This window comes from Ahrensia marina (assembly GCF_042140245.1).
GTDB lineage: Bacteria > Pseudomonadota > Alphaproteobacteria > Rhizobiales > MH13 > MH13.
On the sequence record NZ_CP159483.1, the window covers coordinates 2,989,969 to 3,014,535 of the forward strand.

The following is a 24,567-nucleotide window of genomic DNA, read 5'->3' on the forward strand; positions in this document are numbered from 1 at the left end:
CTGTTAGTCCAAGTCGGCGACGTCGGCTGTCCCGCCATAGGCCCGCTGGGCAAGCGTGGCTTCCATAAAGCTATCAAGCTTGCCATCAAGCACGTCCGAGGGCGCGGTGCTTTCGTGGCCGGTGCGCAAATCTTTCACCAGCTGATAGGGCTGCAGCACGTAGGAGCGGATTTGGTGCCCCCAACCGATATCGGTTTTGGCGGCAGCCTCAGCGCTCGCTGCTTCCTCGCGCTTTTGCAGTTCCAGCTCATAAAGGCGCGCGCGCAGCATGTTCCAGGCCGTCGCCCTATTCTTGTGCTGGGAGCGCTCGTTCTGACACTGCACAACGATGCCCGTCGGATTGTGCGTGATGCGCACAGCCGAGTCGGTTGTGTTCACGTGCTGACCACCGGCACCTGACGCCCGATAGGTGTCGATGCGGCAGTCGCTTTCATTGATCTCAATGTTGATCGTGTCGTCGATCAGCGGATAGATCCAGACGCTGGCAAAGGAGGTGTGGCGGCGGGCGTTGGAATCATAAGGCGAGATGCGCACCAGACGGTGCACGCCAGCTTCGGTTTTCAGCCAGCCATAGGCATCATCACCCTTCACCAAAATCGTCGCTGACTTGATGCCAGCCTCTTCCCCGGCTTGCTCTTCTAGTAACTCGACCTTGCGACCAGACTGCTCAGCCCATCGGGTGTACATGCGCAAGAGCATATTGGCCCAGTCCTGGCTTTCGGTGCCCCCTGCCCCAGAATGGATTTCCACATAGGTGTCGTTGCCATCGGCCTCGCCAGAAAGCAGCGCTTCAACTTGCAGGCGACGGGCTTTGCTCGCCAGCTCTTGCAGGGCAGCCACGCCTTCGCTGGCCATCTCATCATCGCCTTCAGCTTCACCCAGCTCAATGAGTTCGCTGGTATCAGCAAGGTCGGTGCGCATGGCATTCATGCCGTTGATGGCATCGTCCAGCTTCTGGCGCTCGCGCATCAGCCCCTGGGCTTCTTGCGGATCGTCCCAGAGGCGTGGGTCTTCGGCCAGCGCGTTCAGTTCATCAAGGCGTTTGAGGGCAGCATCCCAGTCAAAGATGCCTCCTTAGCAGGGTGAGTGCCTGCTCAATGTCATCTACAAGCCGCTGGGCTTCCGCGCGCATGGGTCAGTCCTAAGGTCAGTCAAACAGAAGGGGCGCATGCCTTTCAGCAAGCGCCCGATGCAACTGGGTGATCATGTGGGATAAGTTGGCCGGTTAGTAAAGCCCGCCGGTGCCCGAAACAACCGCGCGATCAGCTTGTGGATCGACGGTCAGTTCGCGACCCATATCATCGGTGAAGCCGATGATGGAGTAGGATGAGGGCGGCGAAGTCCCAGGACGGAACGCTTCCAGGATCGAACCATCGGTTCCAGCGGCCACTTGAAGGCCAGTGCGGCGGTCGATTGGGATCAAAGAGATACCACGCGGCACTTGGAACTCAGTGCGTGGCTGGCCTTCCAGGGCTGCCTGCATGAAGTCAGCGAAAATAGGGGCGGCCAAGCCACCGCCAGTGGCCGAACGGCCCATGTCGCGCGGGTTGTCGTAGCCAATGTAGACGCCAACAGCGATATCGTGCGAGTAGCCGACAAACCAGGCATCACGGTTGTCGTTGGTGGTGCCGGTTTTGCCTGCGACCGCCCAGTTGGACAGCTCGCCGGAAATGCCAGCAGCGGTACCACGGCGCACCACGCCTTCCAGCATGGAGGTCACCTGATAGGCGGTCATCGGATCGAGCACCTGATCGCGTTCATCAATCAGGTTGGGCTCATCCTGGCCCTGCCAGGCCTCCACCCGACAGCCTTCGCAAAGACGCTCGTCGTGACGGAAGATGGTGTTGCCGTACCGGTCCTGCACGCGGTCAATCAGCGTGGGCTGAATGGCGCGGCCACCATTGGCGATCACAGCGTAAGCGCCGGTCATGCGCATCACGGTGGTCTCACCGGAGCCGAGCGACATAGCCAGCAGCGGATCAAGGTCATCATAGACGCCAAACCGGCGAGCATATTCGGAGACCAATGGCATGCCCATATCGCGAGCCAGGCGCACGGTCATCACGTTCCGTGAGCGCTCAATGCCGACACGCAGGGTCTGCGGGCCATAGAACTCATTGGAGTAGTTGTCCGGGCGCCAGATGCCGAGACCTGGGCCCTGATCGATTTCGATCGGAGCATCCATCACCACGCTGGAGGGCGTGTAGCCATTGTCGAGGGCCGCGGCATAAACGAACGGTTTGAACGAGGACCCAGGCTGACGCCAAGCTTGCGTCGCGCGGTTAAACTGGCTGTCGTCAAACGAGAAACCGCCGACCATCGCCAGCACACGGCCCGTGTAGGGGTCCATGGCAACCATGCCGCCTGAGACTTCAGGCACCTGGCGCAGTGAATAGTTTGTCTCACCGGATTCGGTTGGCTCAGGACGCACATAGACCACGTCACCGGCCGACACGATGTCAGAGGGATTGGAACCGGCCCAACTCATCGCGGAAGCTGGCATGAAGCCCGTGGGGCGCTCATCAGATAGAGCGCGGGAGGCCAAACGTGGCGGCATCAAGCCCAGCTGCGCACCATCTTCGCCCACGGCGAGAACAACGGCCAGCGTCCATTCTTCGATGTCGGAAAGCCCTTCCACCTCACTCAAAGCGATACCCCAGTCCTGGGTGATATCGATGGAGGCAACAGGTTCACGCCAGCCACGGGCGCGGTCAAACTCTTCCAATCCGCGGCGCATTGCACGGCGGGCATGGCTTTGAAGCACAGGGTCAAGCGTGGTGCGGACAGACAGGCCACCCTCGTAGAGACCGTCATTGCCATAACGTTCAGCGATCTCGCGGCGCACCTCTTCAGCGAAATAGTCAGAGGCTTCCAGGAACGTGCCAGTATCGCGCGGGATGACGTTGAGCGGCTCAGCTTGAGCGGCTGTCCGTTGCTCATCGGTGATGTAGCCGTTCTCGTACATGCGATCGAGCACCCAGTCGCGGCGCTCCAAAGCGCGCTCGGTCTGGCGGAACGGATGATAGTTGTTCGGCGCTTTGGGCAGCGCGGCAAGATAGGCGGCTTCAGCCAGCGTCAATTCATGGACAGACTTGTCAAAATAAACGAGCGAAGCAGCAGCGATACCATATGCGCCAAGACCGAGATAAATCTCGTTTAGGTAGAGCTCCAGGATTTCGTCCTTGGAGAAGGTGCGTTCAATCCGCAGCGCCAGAATCGCCTCACGAATCTTCCGCTCGATGGCAACATCGCTGGTCAGCAGAAAGTTTTTCGCAACCTGCTGGGTGATGGTCGATGCCCCTACAGGACGGCGATCAGACCCTAAGTTTTCGATGTTGACCACGATGGCGCGGGCGATACCGGTGAAGTCCAGGCCGCCATGCTGGTAGAAGTTCTTGTCCTCAGCGGACAGGAACGCTGCTTTCAGAACATCGGGCATCGACTGGATGGGCAGAAAGAGGCGCCGCTCGGAGGCGTACTCAGCGATCAAGGCGCCATCGGATGCATGCACGCGTGTCATCACCGGTGGCTCATAGTCGCTGAGCACCGTGTAGTCGGGCAAATCCTGAGAGTAATAGTGGATGCCATAGGCGACACCGCCAGCTGCCAACAGGAAGCCAAGAACGCCTATGCCAAAAAGGTAACCCAGAAACTTCGTGAACATGCGTTCATCCGTTCGTCATCATCAGTGTGCGCCCGCCACCTAAGTGTCACTGAAGCGCAGTATGGTAAATGCACCGTTAGCTTTTGCAGGCAAAGCGAAACCAAAAGCCCGATCGGCGCCAATCGCGTCACGGTAGGCGTTGGTGATGCGGCGGAAATAGGGCGCCGCGCGCGACAATACCAGCTTCGGTGATATGGGCGTGGTGTTTGCGCAGCGCTATGGCGCGCTTGCAACACGCTGCTCAAAAAATCGCTCCACGGCTGTTGAAAGCGACGCGATGGTGCGTTCGCGCCAAGCGGCATCCGTCAACAGACGCACATCATCCTCATTCGATAGAAATCCAAGCTCTAGCAGAACCGATGGGATTTCGGGGGCCTTAAGCACACGGAACCCGGCTGAACGGTGGGGATTGTTGACCATGCGTGTGGCCGTCGTGATCTCGCTTACCAGGTCTTCGGCAAAGGCAAGCGAGAAGCGCGTTGTCTCCCGGCGTGTCAGATCAATCAGAATATCAGCCACTTCGCTGGTCGCCGGTTCGGTGACGTCCATGCCTGCCAGCATTTCTGAACGCCGTTCATTGTCCACCAGTTGCTGGGCGATCTCGTCCGATGCCCGGTCGGATAGAGTGTAGACGGTCGCCCCGCGCATATCGCGGTGGCGCACCAGCGAATCGGCATGCACTGAAATGAAGAGGTCTGCATTGTGGTTCTGCGCAAAGCGCACGCGCCCGGCGAGCGGAATGAAGACATCATCATCGCGCGTCATGTAGACTTCAAACCGCCCGGTGGCGCGAAGATCAGCGGCAAACTCGCGCGCGAAGCGCAGCACCACTTCTTTTTCCAAAACGCCCGAACGACTAACCGCGCCAGAATCGATGCCACCATGGCCCGGATCAATCACAACGATCGGGCGTCCGCTGGTGCTGGCGATATCGAGACGATTTTCTTTGGGTGCTTCAACGCTGGCCAAAAAGCTTTCGCGCGTGCGCTCCACTTCGGCCAAGAAACCTTCTTCATCGCTGCGCACCAGATCGAGCACCAGTCGGGTGGGCTGATCATCAAGGGCGGCAAGCATGAGGATTTCATCGATCACCACATAGTCGGCAAGATCGACCACGATGCGCCCACGTCCAGGTGCAAAAGGACCATAGCGAAACGCCGAGATAAGGCCGCGCGCTTCCACTTGCGTATCACCCATTGGCTCAAATGAGAGGCCGGGCAGATCAAGGATCAAACGGTTTGGTTCTGGTAGCATGTAGACCGAGGGCACGACGTCTCCGGCCAAATCGATAACGATACGCGTGCGCGCTTCATCGCCGGCAATCCGTGCGGCCAGGGCCGTGGCCTCTTCCACCGGTTCAAAGGACGCTTCCAACGTTGTGTCTTCGGTCGCGGCTGCCGACCAAGGCCACATCAAGCCGATCAACAAGGTTAGGCACAACGAGAATTTCAACATGCTGAGAAAACGCAGCGCGCCCTGCCCCAGACCCAAGGAGGTCTTGGCATCGGGGCGGAATGGTTGCTCGCCAAAAGTGGGCGTTGATGCTTTCATACGTGCAGACTGTCTCAAACGCGTGCAAGTTGCCTTCAAAGCCTGACCAGGTCAGCGCCGTGAGCGCAACGGTTACCACATCCTAAAGCACGGTGGTAAATCAATCCAAAACATGCGTGTCGCACCGTCACCATGCGCTGAAAGGCAGCACCCAGACCTTGGGAATGCCGCCAAACACATTGAGTACGCTTGCAAATAAGCACTGGTGAGCGTACATCGGGAAGACTTGCAGGGTGTTGGATGGACCAAGGTTTGGCCATCTGCTGGGACTTGCGGGCAATATGCGGCATGAATCTGATCGGCACCAACTTTTGGGTTGGAGACGCCAATCGGAACTGGAATGCAGAGCGCAAAGCCAACGCGAAAGCAGGCAGCGATCTGAGACTGTTCTAGGCTCCGGAACTGGCACCGAGTGGGCGATCAGCCCGGATTGCGCATAGCTGCCCACACCCATGACCATTGCAAGCCAATAGCTTTCTTAAGCGGTGCGGACTTGCTTCGCCTGCTTTTTAGACCGGAATATAAATGGTGCTGCGCCCGTTGCCTTGTGTATCGAACACCGCTTTTCAGCGACCGCGTTCGTATGGGTATGCGCTCCTGACCGATGCCGCTGCACGCGGATCGCTCGCACGGAAACTTGCACCGGTTCCACACACTTTCGCTCGTCCTGGTGTCGCTGAGCCGCATGCGGCCACCACAGCAGGCAGCGCATCTTTCTCTACAGAACCGTTGGCGATCGCTGCTGAGCTTGTTCCTCATGCTCGGCCTGCGCGCCCCAAGGAACCCTTCAATGTCATCCAAAATGTTAATCGATGCCACCCACCGGGAAGAGACCCGTGTGGTGGTGAAGCGTGGCAATCGCGTCGAGGAGTTTGATTTCGAGACGCTCGCGAAGAAGCAGCTTCGCGGCAACATTTATCTGGCCAAAGTAACCCGCGTTGAACCTTCGCTGCAGGCTGCGTTTGTGGACTATGGCGGTAATCGCCACGGTTTTTTGGCCTTTTCCGAGATCCACCCTGATTACTATCAGATCCCGCAAGCAGATCGCGATGCGCTGTTGGCCGATGAACGCGGCCATGACAGCGAATCCGATGATGATGGCGACGACAAGAACGCTGAGGCATCGAAAAGCGAAAACGAAGCTGGCGACAAGGATGCTTCTGAGGACGAGAAGGGTGAAGGCCTAACGGTCAAAGCGGCGGTCTCTGCCGGCTTGTTCGTCAGCGATGACGATACTGGCGAAGACGATGAGGCCGACAATGTCGACGAGAGCGGATCGGACGATGCGCTGGAAGAGGCACGCCCGCGCCGCCGCCCAAGTCGTCGTCACTACAAAATTCAAGAGGTGATCAAGCGCCGCCAGATCATTCTGGTGCAGGTGGTGAAAGAAGAGCGTGGCAACAAAGGTGCAGCGTTGACCACCTATCTGTCGCTGGCTGGCCGCTACGCTGTTCTGATGCCCAACACCCCACGCGGTGGCGGTATCTCGCGCAAGATCACGTCCGCCGCCGACCGCAAGCGGTTGAAAGAGGTTGTTAGCGATCTGGATGTGCCGGATGGTATGGGCGTCATCCTTCGTACCGCCGGTGCCAACCGCACCAAGGTCGAGATCAAACGCGACTTTGAATATATGATGCGGCTTTGGGAGACGGTGCGTGATGTCACGCTGAAGTCTGCCGCCCCCGCCCTCGTCTATGAGGAAGGCAGCCTGATCAAACGTTCGATCCGCGATCTCTACTCGCGCGATATCGATGAGGTTACGGTTGCCGGTGATGAGGGCTATCGCGAAGCCAAAGACTTTATGCGCATGCTCATGCCGAGCCATGCCCGCAATGTGAAACCCTATCGCGATCCGACACCGCTTTTCACTGCCCAAGGTGTGGAAGAGCAGCTCGATTCCATGTTCGAGCCGACGGTGAAGCTGAAATCAGGTGGCTATCTGGTGATCAACCAGACCGAGGCACTGGTGGCCATCGATGTGAACTCGGGCAAGTCAACTAAAGAGCACAACATCGAAGACACGGCGGTTGCGACCAATCTGGAAGCCGCCGACGAAATCGCTCGCCAGCTACGCCTGCGCGATCTGGCTGGCTTGGTCGTCTGCGACTTCATCGACATGGAGGAAAAGCGCAACAACCGGGCCGTCGAGAAGCGCATGAAAGATGCGCTGAAAAGCGACCGGGCGCGCATTCAAGTCGGGCGCATCTCGCATTTCGGCCTTTTGGAGATGTCGCGCCAGCGCATCCGCACATCGCTTATCGAGAGCACCATGGAGCCCTGCCCGCATTGCGCTGGCACTGGGCACGTGCGGGCATCATCCTCGGTTGCACTACAGATTTTGCGTCAAGCCGAAGCCCAACTGCTGCGCCATCAGGGTCACCATGCCAATGTGACGCTGCGCTCAGAAACTGCGCTCTACATCCTCAACCATAAACGCGCGATGCTGGCCGATCTTGAAACGCGCTATGGTCGCCGCGTGGTGTTCACCATCGACGGTAGCCTGGCCGCTGACGCGTTTTCCATCAGCCGTGGTGATGCCGCCGATCCGCGTGACGTTGTCCCGGTCGCCGCCGTGCAATCGGTGAGTGTTGATCTGGAAGCCGAGGAACGCGCTGACCAAGCCGCGGCGGAAGCTGCTGAGGCCGCAGAAGCCGAAGAACAAGCCCTGGCAGCTGATAATGATGATACGCGCTCCTCAGACGATGGCGAAGGTGGTGAAGGCCGCAAGCGCCGTCGCCGTCGCCGTCGCCGCAGAGGTGGTGGCGATGATGAGGCTGAACGCAGTTCAGAGGAAAGCTCAGACGAGGAAACGTCTGAAGCCAAATCTTCTGAGGCGAAGTCTTCAGATGAAGAGACCTCTGAAGAAGATGGTGAGCCGAAAAAACGGCGTCGCTCGCGCCGTGGAGGCCGTCGTCGTCGCGGTGGACGCGGCAATGGCGAAGGCAACACTGAGGGCAACACCGAGAACGGCGTGGATGTCGACGCCAACGCTGAGCAAACCACTGAGAAGGCCGACGATACTGAGTCAGAAGCGGCCGCTACTTCTGATGATGCGCCCGCCGAGACAGTGATAGAGGCCGCTGAAGAACCCGTTGCTGAAGAGGCTCCAGTAGAAGACGCGCCTGCTGTTGCCGCGGCTGAACCGGAAACGGCGCCAGAGCCGACACCTGAACCGCCTAAGGAGCCGGTGGTGGAAAGCTCCAATCCAGACACTGGCCCGAAAAAGCAGGGCTGGTGGCAGAAGCGCTCGTTTTTCTAAGATTTTCCATGCCTTCGCTTCCCGATAACACAGGCCCGCGTCTCGCAGCGCGGGCCTTGATCGTTGAAAACGGCAAGCTTTTGCTGGTGAACGCCTATCCGGGCGGCACCTCAGACTTGTGGTGCGCGCCTGGCGGAGGTGTCGAGAAGCACCAATCGATCCATGACAATGTGAAGCGCGAGGTTTTTGAGGAAACCGGGCTCACCATTGCTGTCGGCGATCTTGCGGGCGTCAACGAGTTTCATGAGCCAGGCTCTGACTTCCACCAGGTTGATCTCTATTTCCACGCGACAATTCTCTCTGGCGCCCTCGATCCGACTTGGAAGGATGAGGACGCGATTGTCGATAGACGTCAGTTCATGTCACGCGAAGAAATGATGGGCGTTCGCTTCAAGCCTGACCTGCTACCCGATTTTGCCTTTGGAGAGCACCGCGCTGGCTATGATCCGCTGGAACGTCTGGTTCGCTAGGCGGACGGTCCGCCCAAACGAGCGGACTAAGTGCAGACTATCGGCGGACTAAGAGCGGACCGTCCGCTTGTGCTGAGCAGACTGGTCCGCTCCTTCAAAGACGATTTGAGCGCCGTTTCGCCCAATGCTCAAACAGGTCAGCGGCCTCAGAAATGGTCTCCTGGCTTCCAGCGAACGACACCCGAACGAACCCATCGCCATGCACCGGATCGAAATCGTTGCCAGGCGTGATAGCGATGCCGGTTTCGGCAAGTAAACTGTCGCACAGAGCCACCGATGTCTCACCGGGACGCAGCAGCGTTTGGACCGGCCAGTACATGTAGAACGCGCCGTCCGGCGGTGGACCGCCAGCTAGCCCAAGGACCTCTTGAGTTTGCAACAAGCGCTGCCGATTGGCGGCATAACCTGCCTTGATGGTCTCCAACTCGTCGGTCGCATCAAAGGCTGCCAAGGCCGCGGTTTGTGACAGGCTTGGCGCACAAATGAAGAGGTTTTGCGCCAGCGCTTCGGCACCTCGCACCAGGCGTTCGGGCAGGATCATCCAGCCGATCCGCCAGCCGGTCATACAATAGTATTTTGAGAAGGAGTTGATGATGATCGCATCCTCATCAAAGCTCAGCGCACAGCACTGTTCACCATCGAAAACCAGCCCGTGATAGATCTCGTCGGAGATGTACCAGATACCTGCCTGCTTGCAGTAAGAGGCAAGCTTTTCAATGGCTTGTGGTGGCATGACCGTGCCGGTTGGATTGTTGGGCGAGGCAATCAGCACCGCACGGATCGGTACATCGTCATGATGTTTGGCCAGCGCTTCCGGCGTCAGGACCCACCCTGAATCCGGATCAAGGTCGATCTCGACGGGCTCCAGACCAAGCGCACGCACAATGTTGCGATAGGCCGGATACCCTGGCCTGGGCAAGGCGATGCGGTCGCCTGGATCGCAAAGCAACAGAAACGCAAGCGAGAAGCTGGCCGAGGAACCGGTGGTGACCATCACCCGTGCTGGATCAACGCTCTGCCCATACTGGTCGGCGTAGTGGCGCGCGATCCGCTGACGCAGGGCTTTCGTGCCAGCGGCTTCGGTGTAACCGATACGACCATCTGCCAATGTGGCACTGATCGCATCACGCACGCTTTGGGGTGTGGGGGCGCCGGGCTGCCCAACCTCTAAATGATAGGTGGCCTCGCCCGCCGCTTCACGTTGATTGGCGGCAGCCAGAACGTCCATCGCCAGGAACGAATCCACTTTGCGCGCCTGCGCAATGTGTCGCATCGCAGCTAGGTGGTGATGTTTTGCAGCAGTGTGCTTTTCCATTGCGGCCATGGAGGTTTGGGCCTTTGTCAGGGGTTAGCGTGCCACGGTGATACGCAACTCTCCGCTCGTGGACAATGACGCTTGGCACGCCGACAGGTCTTTGATGGCACGTTGACCAGGAAGGATCGGATGCTAGTTTCATCGCAACCGAAAACACCTGAGCATCTTAGCGACTTCAGATCCCTTTCTGATGCCCAAATCTTGCCGTTTCCCCATTGGAGTGTCGGCCCCATGATCCGATCCGCTCACCTTCTTCGCGTCTGGCTTATCAGCGCGCTTCTTGTGGTGTCGCAGCTTGTTGTCTCCACCGCGCAGGCGCAGCGACAGATTTCTGTTTTCCGCGACGCAGAAGTAGAGGCCCTTGTTGCCGATTATGTAGCGCCGATTTTGCGCGCTGCCGGCATTCGAGGAAGCTCTATCCAAATTGTCTTGATCAATGAGCGTGATTTCAACGCGTTCGTCGCTGACGGCAGGCGTATTTTCATCAATCTGGGTGTAATGTTGGAGTCCGATACACCCAATGAAGTGATCGGCGTTTTGGCCCATGAAACAGGGCATTTGGCCGGGGCACACCTTACCCGCCTGCGCCAGCAAATCTCACGCTCACAGATCATTTCAGCCATCACGATGTTGGCAGGCGCTGCTGCGATGGCAGCGGCTGCGGGTTCTGGTAACAGTGACGCAGCAGCTGCAGGCGCGGGGATCGCTATCGGCGGCCAGAGCGCTGCGCAACGCTCGCTGCTGGCCTATCAGCGCGGCGAAGAGTTGGCCGCCGACCGTGCTGCGATCACCTATCTGAATGCCACTCGTCAGTCCGCGCAGGGTATGCTGGAGGTGTTCAGTCGCTTTGCTGACCAGACCATGTTCACCGGGCGTTTTGTTGATCCCTATGTGCGCTCGCACCCGATGGCGCGTGATCGTATCAACCAGATTGAACGGTTGGCGCGGCAAAGTGAATATTTTGGCCGCAGTGATCCGCCAGAGCTGCAACTGCGACACGATATGGCGATTGCACGCTTAACAGCCCTTTTGGACGGCCAGCGAACTGTGGCGAGGCGTTATCCCAGCAGCGATACATCTCTGCCTGCACGGTATGCGCGCGCCATTGTCGAAGGCAAATCAGGTTCAGCGCGAAATGCGATCCAGCAATTTGACCAGCTGATCGCCGCCCAACCTTCCAATCCGTTTTTCTGGGAAATGCGTGGCACGATCCTCTTTGAAAACGGCAACCCCCGTGAAGCTGCCCGAAGCTGGGCTCGCTCACTGGAACTGGCGCCCAACAACACCATGATCCGCGTGTTCTATGGAGCAGCCCTTGTGGAAAGTGGCGATGATGCATTGCTTGCGACAGCCATTGGCGAATTGGAGCGTGGCCTTGCCAACGATCAGTCGCTGGCCTTTGGATATCGTTTCCTGGGTCAAGCCTACGCCCGCAGCGGCAATACGGCGATGGCGCAACTGGCATCTGGCCTGGAAGCCTTTGCGCGCGGTGATATTCAAGGAGCAAAGGGTTTTGCGGCGCGCGCGCAGCAGAATCTGCCACGCGGTTCGACAGGCTGGTTGCGCGCCCAGGACATCTTGACATACGACGAGTAGTCGCTTCTTCAGCCCAACCTTCAAACGTTGCCAACTCTAGGACTTTACATGGCCCGCGCTCTTGTCGCCGTCACCGCCCTCGCGGGCATCGCACTGCCTATTGGTTTGGGTGTCTACGTGCTTTCTGGCAGTTTGGCAGACCCTGAGCCCTTGGGTCTGGACGATCATATGCTCGAACAGGCCATAGAGGCCGACGCAGCGCCGCTTGAGCTTTCACCGACGCCTGCCCCTACCGCACAAAGCTTGACAGATATGGCCGCTGCTGACCGCGAAGGCGCAGCAGCAGTGGTACGGCAAGCCTTGCTCGACAATCCTTTGATGCTTGATGAGGCCATCACAGCGCTGGAAGCAGCCCGCGCCGAACAAGAAGAAACGCTGGTATCGCAAGTTATTGCTGAGAATGCAGATCTTCTGTTCGACAGCGAAAACGCAAGCCTTATGGGCAACCCAGATGGTGCGATTACGCTGGTGGAGTTCCTCGATTACAATTGCGGGTTTTGCAAACGCGCCCATGGCGATGTCATGCGCCTGATCGCTGAACAGACCGATGTGCGTGTTGTGGTGAAGGACTTTCCGGTGCTCGGACCAGGGTCTTTGGAAGCAGCCCAAGTTGCTGTGGCCTTCCGGTCTATCGGTGGCGATATGACAGCCTTTATCGATGCAATGATGAATGAGTTTGTCCAAGCCGATGCCACCTTGGCGCGCGCTGTTGCGCTTGAGCTTGGTGCCGATGAGACCGCTCTTGATCTCGCACTGGACAGCCCGGCGATCATGGAACCCATTGGAGAGGCCTACACACTGGCCGAACAGCTCAACATTCGTGGCACGCCAGCTTTCATTGTCGGTGAACAGCGTTTGATGGGGGCCGTCGGATTTGACCGGCTTGCCGAGGCCATCCAAGTTGAACGTGATCGTCTGTCGGCGCTCTAGTCGATTCGCACTCACCTCTATTGGGCTCTTACCGCTATGGCCACCGTCTTCATTCTCAATGGCCCCAACCTTAATCTGTTGGGACAACGCGAACCGCATCTCTACGGTCACGAAACGTTGGATGACATCGAAGCGATGTGCCGCGACCATGCCGTTGACCTCGATCTGGAGATCGACTTGCGCCAATCCAACCATGAAGGCGTGCTGATTGATTGGGTGCATGAAGCACGTCGACTGGCTGATGGACTGATCTGCAATTTCGGCGCCTACAGCCACACATCCATCGCATTGCATGATGCGCTGAAGGCGTGTGACTTGCCGGTGATCGAAGTCCACTTGAGCAACATTCACGCCCGTGAAACCTTTCGCCACGCCAGCTACACAGCGCAAGCGGCCCAAGGCATGATCGCCGGTTTGGGCCCAACCGGATACCGGCTGGCACTGACGGCTCTTGCCGATCTGATCGACGCTTAATCACGTGACAAACAGGCTGTGGACGGCCAGCATTGGAGCGGTTATACCGCGCCGATCAAGTCTCCCACGTTTTTTGTTTGCGTGCGCACGCCCATCAGGTTTCAACCTAGGCTTCCTTCTTGGGGTGCGATGATGAGTGAAAGAGTTTTTATGTCGAAGTCCAAAGCCACCATCGATCAGGATTTTATCCGTCAGCTTGCCCTGCTGCTTAATGAGACGGACCTGACCGAAATTGAGGTTGAGCAAGACGATACCCGGGTTCGCATTGCCCGCACGCCCGCTCCTGTTACCCACACCGCTCAAGTGTCCGCGCCTGCGGTCGCTGCCCCGGCTGCTCCAGCGGCCGCCCCTGCCCCGGCAGCCTCAACGGCGCCAGCGCCAGCTGAAAGCGCGCAGGGCGAAGCGGTACGCTCGCCGATGGTTGGCACGGCCTATCTGTCATCTGAGCCTGGCGCCCCAGCCTACATCAAGGTGGGTGATACAGTGCGCGAAGGGCAAACGCTGCTGATCGTGGAAGCAATGAAAACGATGAACCAAATCCCAGCCACGGCCTCCGGCGTAGTGCAAGAGATTTTGGTGACCGACAAGCAGCCGGTTGAGTATGGCGAGCCGCTGGTGATTATCGCCTAAGGGGTCAGACATGTTCAAAAAAGTCCTGATCGCCAACCGTGGTGAGATCGCGCTGCGTGTGCTGCGCGCCTGCAAAGAGCTCGGTATTGGCACCGTTGCGGTGCACTCAACGGCCGATGCCCATGCCATGCATGTGCGCCTGGCTGATGAGAGCGTTTGCATCGGTCCGCCTGATGCCAGCGAGAGCTATCTGAACATTCCGCAGATTTTGGCCGCCTGTGAAATCACCGGCGCCGATGCGGTGCACCCCGGCTATGGTTTCCTGTCAGAGAACGCCAAGTTCTCTGAGATTCTGGCGGCCCATAACGTCACCTTTATCGGCCCGAAAGCTGAGCATATCGAGGTGATGGGCGATAAGATCGCGGCCAAAACCACCGTCAAACGTCTTGGCATCCCCGTCGTTCCTGGCTCGGAAGGCGAGCTGCGGTCGGTGGAAGAAGCACGCCAAGTGGCAGACGGCATGGGCTATCCGGTGATTGTCAAAGCCTCTGCCGGTGGCGGTGGTCGCGGCATGAAGGTTGCCAACAACGCCGAAGAGTTGGCCGATGCGGTCAACACAGCTCGCGCCGAAGCGCGCGCCGCCTTTGGCGACGATGCGCTTTACATGGAGAAATATCTACAAAATCCGCGCCATATCGAAGTTCAGGTGTTTGGCGATGGCATGGGCAAAGCGATCCATCTGGGTGAACGCGACTGCTCACTGCAGCGGCGTCACCAGAAGGTATGGGAAGAGGCATTGTCGCCAGTGATCACGCCTGAGCAGCGCGAAGAAATTGGCGCTGTTTCGGCCAAGGCCATTGCTGATCTTGGCTATTCAGGTGCTGGTACGATTGAGTTTCTCTATGAGGATGGCGAGTTCTATTTCATCGAGATGAACACCCGCTTGCAGGTGGAGCATCCGGTAACAGAGGCGATCACCGGGCTAGACCTTGTGGCCGAACAATTGCGGGTCGCCGCCGGTCAGGGCCTGTCAGTCACGCAGGACGACATCTCCTTTAAGGGCCACGCTATCGAGGTGCGCATCAATGCAGAGCACCCTGAAACCTTCCGCCCTTCGCCTGGTATGATTGAGGCGTTTCACCCCTCAGGTGGTCTAGGCGTGCGCGTGGATTCAGCGGTCTATCAGGGCTATCAGATCCCACCCTATTACGACAGCTTGATCGGCAAGCTGATCGTCCATGCGGATACGCGCGAGATGTGCATAAACCGGATGGCGCGGGCGTTGGATGAGTTCGTAATTTCCGGCGTGGACAGCACCCTGCCCTTGTTCCGCCGCCTGGTGAACGAGCCCGATGTGCGCAGCGGCAACTATTCCATCCATTGGCTGGAACGTTGGCTGGCTGATCAGGGTCACTGACCGACAGGCAGGCCCGCTGATGGCCGAGACGATTACCCCTGACCTTCTGTTGCAAGCCTACGAAGTGGGTTTTTTTCCAATGGCTGAGGATGCCGACGATACGTCGGTGTTTTGGGTCAATCCGCCGATGCGTGGGGTCATTCCGCTTGATGCGTTCCACGTGCCGCGTCGCCTTGCGCGCACTGTTCGCCAAGATGTCTATCAGGTTCGCATCGACAGTGATTTCGACGCTGTGATCGATGGGTGTTCGGCCAGCGCACCGGGCCGGGCCTCAACCTGGATCAACGCCGACATCCGCTTTCTCTATGGCGAGCTTTTTAAGCGCGGCAACTGCCACACGGTGGAAACATGGCGCGATGGTGAGCTGGTCGGTGGCTTGTACGGCGTAGCGCTGGGTGGCGCGTTTTTCGGTGAGAGCATGTTTTCGCGCGAGCGCGACGCATCCAAAGTGGCGCTGGTGCATCTGGTTGGACGCTTAATCGCAGGCGGATACACGTTGCTCGATACGCAGTTCATCACCGAGCATTTGCGGCAGTTTGGCGCTGTGGAGATCTCGGCCGATATCTATCGTGAAGCGTTGCGTGAGGCCGTGACGGTCGATGCCAACTTTTATTGCTGGCCAGCGGCTGGCGTTTCAGGCGCCGCATCGCTGCAACCGGTGAGCCAAACATCATAGACCGGGTGATCGATGGCGTTGAGGCCGGGGCTTTCAGCGATCATCCAGCCGGTGAAAACCCTGCGAATGCGGCGATCAAGGGTGAGTTCATCAACTTCCAAGAACACCGTTGTGCGTTCTGGCTCTGAGGGCGGGCGGTCATAGCAAACGCGCGGGGTCAGCTGCAACGCGCCGAACTGCACTGTCTCATCAACGAAGACGTAGAAGGTGTGCAATTCACCCGTGATCTTATCGAGACCGGCAAACAGCGCGACCGGGTGCTCATTGCGCAGAACCGGCGCAGATGTCTGAGCGGTGCTTTGGCCGACAGCCCCGAAAAACACGGCAATGGTCAAAACAGCGGTGAAGTAAGTCGGCAGACGCATGAATATCTCGGATGTGATTCGGGGCGCGCATAGGCGTGGCAGGGCTCGCGAAAGCCCTGTTGGCACATTGTGGCGATTCGATGCTGTTTTCCTAGCTAGAAAGCCCGGGGTGCCCTCCAAGCGACATCAGTCGCCTGGTGACCAAGCCTCATAATCACCAGTGGCTGCTGGACGCTTGGTGGGCGTAAGAATCGAGCCATCAGGGCGATAGGCGCCCGGCATACCGGTGCGGTTCGGTTTGTGCGGCAATTCCCACTCTTTGGCGACATAGTCATCCTCGGTGGGGGGAACATCGGTTTTCTTGTGCATCCAACCGTGCCAGCCTGGAGGAATGGCCGATGCATCGGCTTCGCCATTGTAAATCACCCAGCGGCGCTCACCCAAAGGCGGAACATCAGCACGGTAGTAGACATTGCCCAGCTGATCCTCACCCACACGCTGCCCCTTGCGGGCGGTGAAAAGCATGGTGCCGAACGTTTGGTCCTGCCACCAAGTGAAGAAGCGCAAGAAAAACTGTTTCATGTTTGATCCGCAAACAGGCGTGGAAAGGTTTGGCGTGGTTGTGCCTTGAATGATGAGCCCTGTCCAGCGCACCCTTTGCTTAAGCGATCGGCTCACAGACATCTTCGCTTGATGCGTGCTCGCGCCCTTTTTCGTTGCATCCGATGTTGCCCACAGGGGCGGGAAAATTGTCCACATTCATCCCGTGGAAAAAATTCTTTGTCGGTGTTTCCTTTAGACGAAGGTTGACGAGCGGATGCGAGTTGGGCCTTCTGGTCGACGGTGTGGTGACCACCCAGCAAATCTGGGCTCGGCGGCACATAATCAGAGTAAGCGTTTTTGCAATTGGTTTGGGCCCTCTGCTGTGTGTAGCAGCGGACTGCTTTCTTGCGGCCTAAAGGCCCCACATATGGTGTTAATTTTTTGTTTACACACTATATGTTGATGTGTTGTGGCTATTGCACAAACGGAATCGACATCGACCTGAAACAGGTCATGCTTGAGAGGTCTGGCGGCGTTGCGGCAGACTAGGGTGAGCATCTGTGTGTCGGCTTAGAATGGGCTAGAGGAGCACTACCAATATGCGTGTCGCACGGCATTTCACCAAAGACGGTCAATCGGCCTATGCGGATCTTACCTTCCGCAATGCGCTCAGCGAGATTCGCAATCCTGATGGATCGATCGTCTTCCAGTTGAAGGACATTCAGGTTCCTGAGACCTGGAGCCAGGTTGCCTGCGACATCATTGCGCAAAAATATTTCCGTAAAGCCGGTGTGCCCGCTCGACTGAAAAAGGTCGAAGAAAATTCCGTTCCCTCTTGGCTCTGGCGGTCGGTTGCTGACGAAGAGGCGCTCGCCGAGTTGCCCGAAGAGGAGCGCTACGGTCCTGAGACAGATTCGCGCCAGGTGTTTGACCGCCTGTCCGGCACTTGGACCTATTGGGGTTGGAAAGGCGGCTATTTCGACAGCGAAGAAGACGCACTGGCGTTCCGCGACGAACTGGCCTTCATGCTTGCCACCCAGCGCGTGGCACCAAACTCGCCACAATGGTTCAACACAGGATTGCACTGGGCCTATGGCATCGATGGCCCAGGCCAGGGCCACTATTATGTGGACCCGGAAACCGGCGAGCTGACCAAGTCAGCCTCATCTTATGAGCACCCACAGCCGCACGCCTGCTTCATCCAGGGCGTTGGCGATGACCTGGTGAACGAAGGCGGCATCATGGACCTTTGGGTGCGTGAGGCGCGCCTGTTCAAATATGGTTCCGGCACTGGCTCCAACTTCTCTATGCTGCGCGGTGAAGGCGAAAAACTCTCCGGCGGTGGCAAATCCTCCGGCCTGATGAGCTTCCTCAAAATTGGTGATCGCGCCGCTGGTGCCATCAAGTCGGGCGGCACGACGCGTCGCGCGGCCAAGATGGTGGTTGTGGATGTCGACCATCCCGACATCGAGACCTACATCGACTGGAAGGTGAAGGAAGAGCAGAAAGTTGCTGCGCTCGTCACCGGCTCGAAGATCGTCAAGAAGCACCTGACCGCCATCATGAAGGCATGCGTCAATTGCGAAGGCGAGGATGGCGATTGCTTTGAAGTCACCAAGAACCCTGCGCTGAAGCGTGAAGTGCGCGCAGCGAAAAAGGCTCTGGTGCCAGAGAACTATATCGCCCGTGTCATTCAGTTTGCGCGCCAAGGCTATAAAGAGCTTGAGTTCTCCACCTATGACACTGACTGGGATTCTGAAGCCTATGGCACTGTGTCGGGCCAGAACTCCAACAACTCAGTGTCGATCACCGACGATTTCCTGCGTTCCGTTGAGCAGGATGGGGATTGGGACCTGGTTGAGCGGACAACGGGCAAAGTCCACAAAACGGTGAAGAGCCAGGACCTTTGGGAAAAGATCGGTCACGCCGCGTGGGCGTCAGCTGATCCCGGCCTGCATTTCAACACGACCATGAACGACTGGCATACCTCGCCAGCCGGTGGACGCATTCGCGCGTCCAACCCGTGTTCGGAATACATGTTCTTGGACAACACGGCCTGTAACCTCGCTTCCCTGAACCTGCTTCAGTTCAATGAAGCCAGCGAAAGCGGCGCGCAAAAGGTTTTTGATATCGAAGCCTATGAGCATGGTGTGCGGCTCTGGACCATGGTTCTGGAAATCTCCGTCGCCATGGCGCAGTTCCCGTCCAAGCAGATTGCTCAGCTTTCCTATGAGTATCGCACGCTAGGCCTTGGCTATGCCAATATTGGTGGCCTGCTGATGACGTCTGGCATTCCCTATGACTCACCAGAGGGCCGCGCGATCTGTGGCGCGCTGACGGCGATCATGACCGGTGTTGCCTATGCGACGTCAGCAGAAATGGCCAAAGAGCTTGGTCCTTTCCCGGGCTATGAAGCCAATGCGGACAACATGCTGCGCGTGATGCGCAACCACCGCCAGGCAGCCCTGGGTATGACAGATGGCTATCAAGGCCTCTCCGTCAATCCAGTGCCGCTGGATCATAAAAACTGCCCTGATCAGCGCATGATCAAACATGCGACAGAAGCGTGGGACAAAGCGGTCGCACTCGGCGCCGAGCACGGCTATCGCAATGCACAGGCCACGGTGATCGCGCCGACCGGTACGATTGGTCTGGTCATGGATTGCGATACGACAGGTATTGAGCCGGACTTCGCTCTGGTGAAGTTCAAGAAGCTGGCCGGTGGCGGTTACTTCAAGATCATCAACCGTGCCGTGCCCGAAGCATTGCGTGTGCTTGGGTACACCGAGGCCGAGATCGGCGAGATCGAAGCTTATGCGGTGGGTCATGGCTCGCTGGCGCAGGCGCCCGGTGTCAATCACACAAGCTTGAAAGCTCGCGGTTTCTCCGATGCTGCGGTCGCCAAGATTGAAGGCGCACTGGGCTCAGCGTTCGATATCAAGTTTGTGTTCAACCGTTGGACGCTCGGCGACGACATCGCCATTGACGAGCTAGGCTTCACAGACGAACAGCTCAACGACCCTGCTTTCGATATGCTCTCAGCCCTCGGGTTCGAAGCTGACGAAATCAGCATGGCCAATGAACATGTCTGCGGAACAATGACGCTGGAAGGTGCACCGCACCTGAAAGAGGAACACTATGCAGTGTTCGATTGCGCCAACCCATGCGGCAAGAAGGGCAAGCGCTTCCTGTCGGTGGAAAGCCATATCCACATGATGGCTGCTGCCCAACCGTTCATCTCAGGTGCGATCTCCAAAACGATCAACATGCCGAACGCGGCGACGGTTGAGGATTGCAAGAGTGCCTACATGCTCTCTTGGAAACTCGCTTTGAAAGCCAATGCGCTTTACCGCGATGGCTCAAAACTCTCGCAGCCGCTCAATTCGCAGTTGCTTGCTGACAATGATGATGACGAGGATGCTGAGGACGCAGCAGAAGCGATTATCGCTGCACCACAGGGCCTGCGCGCCCAAAAGGTGGCGGAGAAAATCGTTGAGCGCATCATCGAAAAAGAAGTGCGCATGCGCGAGAAAATGCCGGACCGCCGCAAGGGTTACACCCAGAAGGCGCGTGTTGGCGGGCATAAAGTGTATCTAACCACTGGCGAATATGAAGATGGTCGCCTAGGCGAAGTATTCATCGACATGCACAAAGAGGGCGCTGCCTTCCGCGCGATGATGAACAATTTTGCCATCGCGATCTCGCTCGGCCTGCAATATGGCGTGCCGCTGGAAGAGTATGTGGATGCCTTCACCTTCACCCGGTTTGAGCCGGCAGGCATGGTGCAGGGCAATGAGACGATCAAGAATGCGACGTCGATCCTGGACTACATCTTCCGCGAACTGGCGGTCTCCTATCTCGGCCGTTACGATCTGGCGCATGTCCAGCCTGATGAAGCTGGTGCCACGACCCTTGGCAAAGGCGAAGATGCTGAAAAGCCATCTGCCAACTCCATCGTGTCGGCTGGTCTGGTGCGCGGCAAAGTGGCTGAGCGTTTGCAGGTTGTGGGTGGTTCTGCTGTCGGCAATTCCAATGCCCCTGCCCCAAGCACGGTGACGGCGTCGCTGTCATCAGCAGCTGTGGCAACATCAGCAGCGTTGCAGATGGCACCTGAAGCCGACATTGCTCCTGCGGTAGCAGCTAAGCCGTTGGAAAGTGTCGCGGAGCAGCGCTCCATTGCGCGGATGAAGGGCTATGAGGGCGAAAGCTGCTCTGAATGCGGTAACTTCACCATGGTGCGCAACGGGACTTGCTTGAAATGCGACACCTGCGGCTCAACAAGCGGATGCTCGTAACGATGACTTCCACGCTATTCTTCTCCTCCCTGAGAGTATGACTGCGTGTACTGAGCTGAGACATCTGTCTGTTGCTCCAAGCCCGGCTTCTTCAGCCGGGCTTTTTCTTTGCCCGCGTTGCGCGTAAGTCGGTACCATGCGCTCACTGCCTTACGACTCTGCTTCACGTCGCCTGTTCATAGACCCGCGTCAGGATGCCTTCGTTCAAAACCCTTATCCGTCCTACGCCGCACTCCATGAGGCCGGCGGGGACCATGGACCCGTTGTGTTCTGGGAGGCCTATGACCACTGGGTGTTTGGCGGCTTGAATGCGGTGAATGCTCTATTCCGTGACCGGCGTTTGGGGCGGCAAATTCTCCATCGCACGACCCGTGAGGCTCTCGGCTGGGATGCCCCTCACTCTCACACGGCAGACTTTGACGCCATTGATGCACGCTCACTTCTTGAGTTGGAACCGCCTGATCACACGCGGCTAAGGGCCTTGATCAATCGCGCGTTCGTCTCTCGGCACGTGGAAGCGCTGGGGCCTGAGATTGCGGCGGAGACGAACAAGGCGATGGACGCTTTTGGTGATGCACCTGACCTCTTGGCCGACTTCGCTGAACCGATTGCGGGCAACACCATCGCACGCATGCTTGGCATCGATCTGCTGCATGTGCCGCAATTGCTCGCTTGGTCGCACGCTATGGTGCAGATGTATGCCTTTGGACGTGACCGCGCCGTTGAGGAAGCTGCCAATGCCGCCGCACGCGCGTTCACAAAGTTTGTCCGCGAGGAAATCGCCACACGCCGTCAGGGCCCCGGTCCTGATCTACTCACCCATCTCATTACCGCGCATGAGGCGCAGGACAGGCTCACCGAAGAGGAAATCATCTCTACCATGATCCTGCTTCTCAATGCTGGTCACGAGGCCACTGTCCACGCCATGGGCAATGGGTTGCGGACACTGTTTCTGGCTTCCTCAGACGAGCGCATGCGCTGGCTCGCCGATCCGGAAGCGATGACGGAGGAAATCCTGCGCCACACGCCACCTCTGCACATGTTCATGCGTTATGTACTGGAGGACTGCGAGCTTTACGGCGCACCCTTCAAACAAGGCGATGTGATCGGCCTGCATCTTGGGCTTGCCAATCATGATCCACGCGCGATGCCCGCCCCACAGCGCTTTGACCCCTCGCGTGTGCCAGTCAAAAACGTTGCCTTTGGCGCGGGCATTCATTTCTGCATCGGTCACACGTTGGCGCGACTGGAGATGGCGACGGCCATCCCGATGCTCTTTGCCCGTTTCCCAAACATGCACATGGCTGAGACGCCGCGCTTCAAAAACGCCTATCATTTTCATGGCCTTGAAAGCCTAAGCGTGTCGTTGTGAGCCGACATAAGGTCTTTGACGGCCACAATGATCTGTTGGCTCGGCTCTACTTGGCAGGCGGGGTCCAGGCAGCAAACCAGTTTCAGGCCGGGCGCCCAAGCGGTCATCTGGATGCCCAGAAGGCGCGTGATGGTGGCTTTGCGGGCGGCTTTTTTGCCATTTGGGTGCCAGGGCCTCAGCGAGCGCGCACGGACCGTCGTCAACCGCGCGGCAATCCCAGTGATGCGATGCGCGCGTTGCACTACGATATCCCCCTGCCCCCCATGGTGCCGGCTGCTGATGCATTGCGCGGCGCCCGCGTGGAACTCGACACGCTCAAAGCTTTAGACGCCGAGGGCTCAGTAACCATCTGCACAAGCGCCGATGAAATTGAGAACGTGATGGCATCAGATGGGATCGCCGCCTTTGTGCACATGGAGGGCGCGGAGGCTATCGATCCAGACTTTGCGGTTCTTGATGAGTTTTATGCCCAAGGCTTGCGCTCGCTCGGTCCCGTTTGGAGTCGCCCAACCATCTATGGCGAGGGTGTGCCGTTTCGCTTTCCAGGGTCACCCGATATAGGCGGCGGGCTGACGGAGCATGGCGGGCGCCTCATCGCCAAATGCAATGCGCTGAAGATCATGATTGACCTGGCTCACCTCAACGAAGCCGGGTTTTGGGATGTGGCAAAGCTATCCGATGCGCCGCTGGTCGCCACCCACTCCAACGTCCACGCGCTCTGCCCGCACGCCCGCAACCTGACGGACAAGCAGTTGGATGCGATTGCCGAATCTGGTGGCGTTGTCGGGCTCAACTTCGCCGCCGCTTTTCTGCGCGCGGACGGTCGAATGCTGAGCGACACCCCCGTTTTGCTGATGATCGAGCACCTGGACTACATGATCAAACGCATGGGCGAGGATCATGTGGCGTTAGGCTCTGACTTTGATGGCGCGGTGGTGCCTGCTGAGATCGGCTCAGTGGCCGGGCTGCCGGTGCTGGTGCAGGCGATGGAAGCGCGTGGCTATGGCCAAGCGCTCATCACCAGAATTTGCCACGGTAACTGGATGCGCGTCATTCGCCTCACCCAAGGTGTTTAACCACCCATAATCGCGCGCATCTGCTCGCACAGAAACTCATCGGTCGGGTTCGACTCTCCGGCAACAACCACGATGTCATACTGTGCGTTGAGGCCCTGCTCGCGGATTGGACCTGCTTCGAGTAGGCTTTCCCACTCATCCACCGTGTAAGCGGCCACGGTCAGCATGCTGGGCGGACGGTCGGTGCGACCAATGAGATAGGGAATGGCGCGATCCATTCGCACATGGCCCTTGCCGCCGAAATAGAGCGTTGAGGGCCCACGGCCACGTCCGGCGATCAAACGTCCGGCCATAATCCGATCACGCTCCATTTGTGCCAACGCCATGCGCGCCGCGGCTTCCTCATCGATCAACCCGCAGTGACCGGCAATCATATCTGGAATCCAAGCCTCCACGATCTCAGCGGTTTGCAGACCGTAAGCCGGTGCCACTTCCAACAAGGCATCGAAGGATGGACCACCGGAACCTGGCTGCGGCAAATCGGTGGCCACGACATGAGCGCGAGACGTGCCAGCGGTTTCAATCAGCGGGCGATAGATGTTGAAGTCCGGCCAGCCAAGGCTCTCCCAATCGACCGTGTCGGCAAAAAGATCAGTGTCAAACGCACTGTTACGACGCCAATCGTCCAGATCGCTCTGCGCACTGGCAGGCACATGTTCCAGCGCCAAAACAGGAGGACGGCTGCCGGTTTTGGCCGCCAAGATGCACGATGCCAAAGCCACATGCTCCGGCGTGCCGTGTCGCTCGCCTAAAAAAACGAGCTGCGTGTTGCCGGCCTCGCCAAACAGCCGCTGCGCAGTTGTTGGTACGCCGGTGCGCAGATCAATCACAGTGTCGAAAGCGCAAGCGTCCGTGCCCCCTTCGCTCTGCGCTTGAGCTGGTGCCGTCAACACACCAAATGTTGCAGCGAGCGCGATGGTTTTCGCCAGCAAAGCAATGGGAAGGGCAAAACGCATGGGGAACCTTTCAAGGTGTCGGTGTTTCATCTCTAATGTAGGGCCAAAAGGCGCGGACGCTATGCTCCAAAGTCATCTTTTCATTGCCAAAGACAGCG

The 24,567-nt window shown here is 58.2% G+C and carries 18 protein-coding genes; 11 read left to right on the plus strand and 7 right to left on the minus strand.

Annotation, left to right across the window (positions count from 1 at the left end; all coding sequences use genetic code 11):
* Window positions 1-3 precede the first annotated feature (3 nt).
* The 3 genes from prfB to ABWH92_RS14590 all read right to left on the minus strand — a co-directional run bounded on the left by prfB (window position 4) and on the right by ABWH92_RS14590 (window position 5,215).
* A protein-coding gene (gene prfB / locus ABWH92_RS14580) for a peptide chain release factor 2 (protein ID WP_375569545.1) occupies window positions 4-1,132 on the minus strand; the annotation gives its coding sequence in 2 pieces (ribosomal slippage) (window positions 4-1,062 and window positions 1,064-1,132; 1,128 coding nt in all).
* 93 nt (window positions 1,133-1,225) lie between these two features.
* Entirely contained in the window at window positions 1,226-3,664 is a 2,439-nt protein-coding gene (locus ABWH92_RS14585) for a penicillin-binding protein 1A (RefSeq protein WP_375569547.1), read from the minus strand.
* 216 nt (window positions 3,665-3,880) lie between these two features.
* Complete coding sequence (locus ABWH92_RS14590; RefSeq protein ID WP_375569549.1) at window positions 3,881-5,215, minus strand: N-acetylmuramoyl-L-alanine amidase; 1,335 nt, start codon at window positions 5,213-5,215, stop codon at window positions 3,881-3,883.
* Window positions 5,216-6,005: 790 nt separating this feature from the next.
* Here ABWH92_RS14590 and ABWH92_RS14595 point away from each other — a divergent pair.
* A complete protein-coding gene (locus ABWH92_RS14595; RefSeq protein ID WP_375569551.1) occupies window positions 6,006-8,474 on the plus strand; it encodes a ribonuclease E/G in 2,469 nt (822 codons plus the stop codon).
* An 8-nt stretch (window positions 8,475-8,482) separates the two neighbouring features.
* The gene (locus tag ABWH92_RS14600; protein ID WP_375569553.1) at window positions 8,483-8,944 is read left to right on the plus strand and encodes an NUDIX domain-containing protein; all 462 of its coding nucleotides are present in this window, start codon (window positions 8,483-8,485) and stop codon (window positions 8,942-8,944) included.
* A gap of 94 nt (window positions 8,945-9,038) precedes the next feature.
* Here ABWH92_RS14600 and ABWH92_RS14605 read toward each other — a convergent pair whose 3' ends face one another.
* Window positions 9,039-10,268: a pyridoxal phosphate-dependent aminotransferase gene (locus ABWH92_RS14605; RefSeq protein WP_375569554.1), complete on the minus strand. Its 1,230-nt coding sequence runs from the start codon at window positions 10,266-10,268 to the stop codon at window positions 9,039-9,041.
* Window positions 10,269-10,490: 222 nt separating this feature from the next.
* On the opposite strand from ABWH92_RS14605, the gene ABWH92_RS14610 reads away from it, so the two are divergent.
* The 6 genes from ABWH92_RS14610 (at window position 10,491) to aat (ending at window position 15,922) form a co-directional block, all read left to right on the plus strand.
* Window positions 10,491-11,855, plus strand: a complete 1,365-nt coding sequence (locus tag ABWH92_RS14610) for a M48 family metalloprotease (protein ID WP_375569556.1) — start codon at window positions 10,491-10,493, stop codon at window positions 11,853-11,855.
* A 48-nt stretch (window positions 11,856-11,903) separates the two neighbouring features.
* On the plus strand, window positions 11,904-12,785 hold the full coding sequence (locus ABWH92_RS14615) for a DsbA family protein (protein WP_375569558.1): 882 nt from the start codon (window positions 11,904-11,906) through the stop codon (window positions 12,783-12,785).
* 36 nt (window positions 12,786-12,821) lie between these two features.
* Entirely contained in the window at window positions 12,822-13,259 is a 438-nt protein-coding gene (aroQ, locus tag ABWH92_RS14620) for a type II 3-dehydroquinate dehydratase (protein ID WP_375569560.1), read from the plus strand.
* Between the two features lie 150 nt (window positions 13,260-13,409).
* Window positions 13,410-13,889: an acetyl-CoA carboxylase biotin carboxyl carrier protein gene (gene accB, locus ABWH92_RS14625; protein WP_375569562.1), complete on the plus strand. Its 480-nt coding sequence runs from the start codon at window positions 13,410-13,412 to the stop codon at window positions 13,887-13,889.
* A 10-nt stretch (window positions 13,890-13,899) separates the two neighbouring features.
* The gene (gene accC / locus ABWH92_RS14630; protein WP_375569564.1) at window positions 13,900-15,246 is read left to right on the plus strand and encodes an acetyl-CoA carboxylase biotin carboxylase subunit; all 1,347 of its coding nucleotides are present in this window, start codon (window positions 13,900-13,902) and stop codon (window positions 15,244-15,246) included.
* 19 nt (window positions 15,247-15,265) lie between these two features.
* Entirely contained in the window at window positions 15,266-15,922 is a 657-nt protein-coding gene (gene aat / locus ABWH92_RS14635; protein ID WP_375569566.1) for a leucyl/phenylalanyl-tRNA--protein transferase, read from the plus strand.
* Here aat and ABWH92_RS14640 read toward each other — a convergent pair.
* Together ABWH92_RS14640 and ABWH92_RS14645 are read right to left on the minus strand one after the other, a co-directional pair.
* Entirely contained in the window at window positions 15,856-16,287 is a 432-nt protein-coding gene (locus ABWH92_RS14640; protein ID WP_375569568.1) for a DUF2155 domain-containing protein, read from the minus strand. The two genes, aat and ABWH92_RS14640, sit on opposite strands and share 67 nt — an antisense overlap.
* A gap of 126 nt (window positions 16,288-16,413) precedes the next feature.
* The gene (locus ABWH92_RS14645) at window positions 16,414-16,809 is read right to left on the minus strand and encodes an NADH:ubiquinone oxidoreductase subunit NDUFA12 (RefSeq protein ID WP_375569570.1); all 396 of its coding nucleotides are present in this window, start codon (window positions 16,807-16,809) and stop codon (window positions 16,414-16,416) included.
* A 560-nt stretch (window positions 16,810-17,369) separates the two neighbouring features.
* Between ABWH92_RS14645 and ABWH92_RS14650 the strand changes: the two genes are divergently transcribed.
* The 3 genes from ABWH92_RS14650 (at window position 17,370) to ABWH92_RS14660 (ending at window position 23,513) form a co-directional block, all read left to right on the plus strand.
* Window positions 17,370-21,065, plus strand: a complete 3,696-nt coding sequence (locus ABWH92_RS14650) for a vitamin B12-dependent ribonucleotide reductase (protein ID WP_375569571.1) — start codon at window positions 17,370-17,372, stop codon at window positions 21,063-21,065.
* Window positions 21,066-21,201: 136 nt separating this feature from the next.
* Window positions 21,202-22,437 carry a cytochrome P450 gene (locus ABWH92_RS14655; RefSeq protein ID WP_375569573.1) on the plus strand — a complete coding sequence of 412 codons (1,236 nt, stop codon included), beginning with the start codon at window positions 21,202-21,204 and terminating at the stop codon, window positions 22,435-22,437.
* Window positions 22,434-23,513, plus strand: a complete 1,080-nt coding sequence (locus ABWH92_RS14660; protein WP_375569575.1) for a dipeptidase — start codon at window positions 22,434-22,436, stop codon at window positions 23,511-23,513. The genes ABWH92_RS14655 and ABWH92_RS14660 overlap by 4 nt, the downstream gene beginning before the upstream one ends.
* On the opposite strand, the gene ABWH92_RS14665 is transcribed toward ABWH92_RS14660, so the two are convergent.
* The gene (locus ABWH92_RS14665) at window positions 23,510-24,469 is read right to left on the minus strand and encodes a ChaN family lipoprotein (protein ID WP_375569577.1); all 960 of its coding nucleotides are present in this window, start codon (window positions 24,467-24,469) and stop codon (window positions 23,510-23,512) included. The two genes, ABWH92_RS14660 and ABWH92_RS14665, sit on opposite strands and share 4 nt — an antisense overlap.
* Window positions 24,470-24,567: the final 98 nt, after the last annotated feature.

Excerpts from the sequence above, each read along its gene's own strand:
- ABWH92_RS14585 (WP_375569547.1), bottom strand. The coding sequence starts at position 3,664 with ATGTTCACGAAGTTTCTGGGTTACCTTTTTGGCATAGGCGTTCTTGGC.
- ABWH92_RS14590 (WP_375569549.1), bottom strand. The coding sequence starts at position 5,215 with ATGAAAGCATCAACGCCCACTTTTGGCGAGCAACCATTCCGCCCCGAT.
- ABWH92_RS14595 (WP_375569551.1), top strand. The coding sequence starts at position 6,006 with ATGTCATCCAAAATGTTAATCGATGCCACCCACCGGGAAGAGACCCGT.
- ABWH92_RS14600 (WP_375569553.1), top strand. The coding sequence starts at position 8,483 with ATGCCTTCGCTTCCCGATAACACAGGCCCGCGTCTCGCAGCGCGGGCC.
- ABWH92_RS14605 (WP_375569554.1), bottom strand. The coding sequence starts at position 10,268 with ATGGCCGCAATGGAAAAGCACACTGCTGCAAAACATCACCACCTAGCT.
- ABWH92_RS14610 (WP_375569556.1), top strand. The coding sequence starts at position 10,491 with ATGATCCGATCCGCTCACCTTCTTCGCGTCTGGCTTATCAGCGCGCTT.
- ABWH92_RS14615 (WP_375569558.1), top strand. The coding sequence starts at position 11,904 with ATGGCCCGCGCTCTTGTCGCCGTCACCGCCCTCGCGGGCATCGCACTG.
- aroQ (WP_375569560.1), top strand. The coding sequence starts at position 12,822 with ATGGCCACCGTCTTCATTCTCAATGGCCCCAACCTTAATCTGTTGGGA.
- accB (WP_375569562.1), top strand. The coding sequence starts at position 13,410 with ATGTCGAAGTCCAAAGCCACCATCGATCAGGATTTTATCCGTCAGCTT.
- accC (WP_375569564.1), top strand. The coding sequence starts at position 13,900 with ATGTTCAAAAAAGTCCTGATCGCCAACCGTGGTGAGATCGCGCTGCGT.
- aat (WP_375569566.1), top strand. The coding sequence starts at position 15,266 with ATGGCCGAGACGATTACCCCTGACCTTCTGTTGCAAGCCTACGAAGTG.
- ABWH92_RS14640 (WP_375569568.1), bottom strand. The coding sequence starts at position 16,287 with ATGCGTCTGCCGACTTACTTCACCGCTGTTTTGACCATTGCCGTGTTT.
- ABWH92_RS14645 (WP_375569570.1), bottom strand. The coding sequence starts at position 16,809 with ATGAAACAGTTTTTCTTGCGCTTCTTCACTTGGTGGCAGGACCAAACG.
- ABWH92_RS14650 (WP_375569571.1), top strand. The coding sequence starts at position 17,370 with ATGCGTGTCGCACGGCATTTCACCAAAGACGGTCAATCGGCCTATGCG.
- ABWH92_RS14655 (WP_375569573.1), top strand. The coding sequence starts at position 21,202 with ATGCGCTCACTGCCTTACGACTCTGCTTCACGTCGCCTGTTCATAGAC.
- ABWH92_RS14665 (WP_375569577.1), bottom strand. The coding sequence starts at position 24,469 with ATGCGTTTTGCCCTTCCCATTGCTTTGCTGGCGAAAACCATCGCGCTC.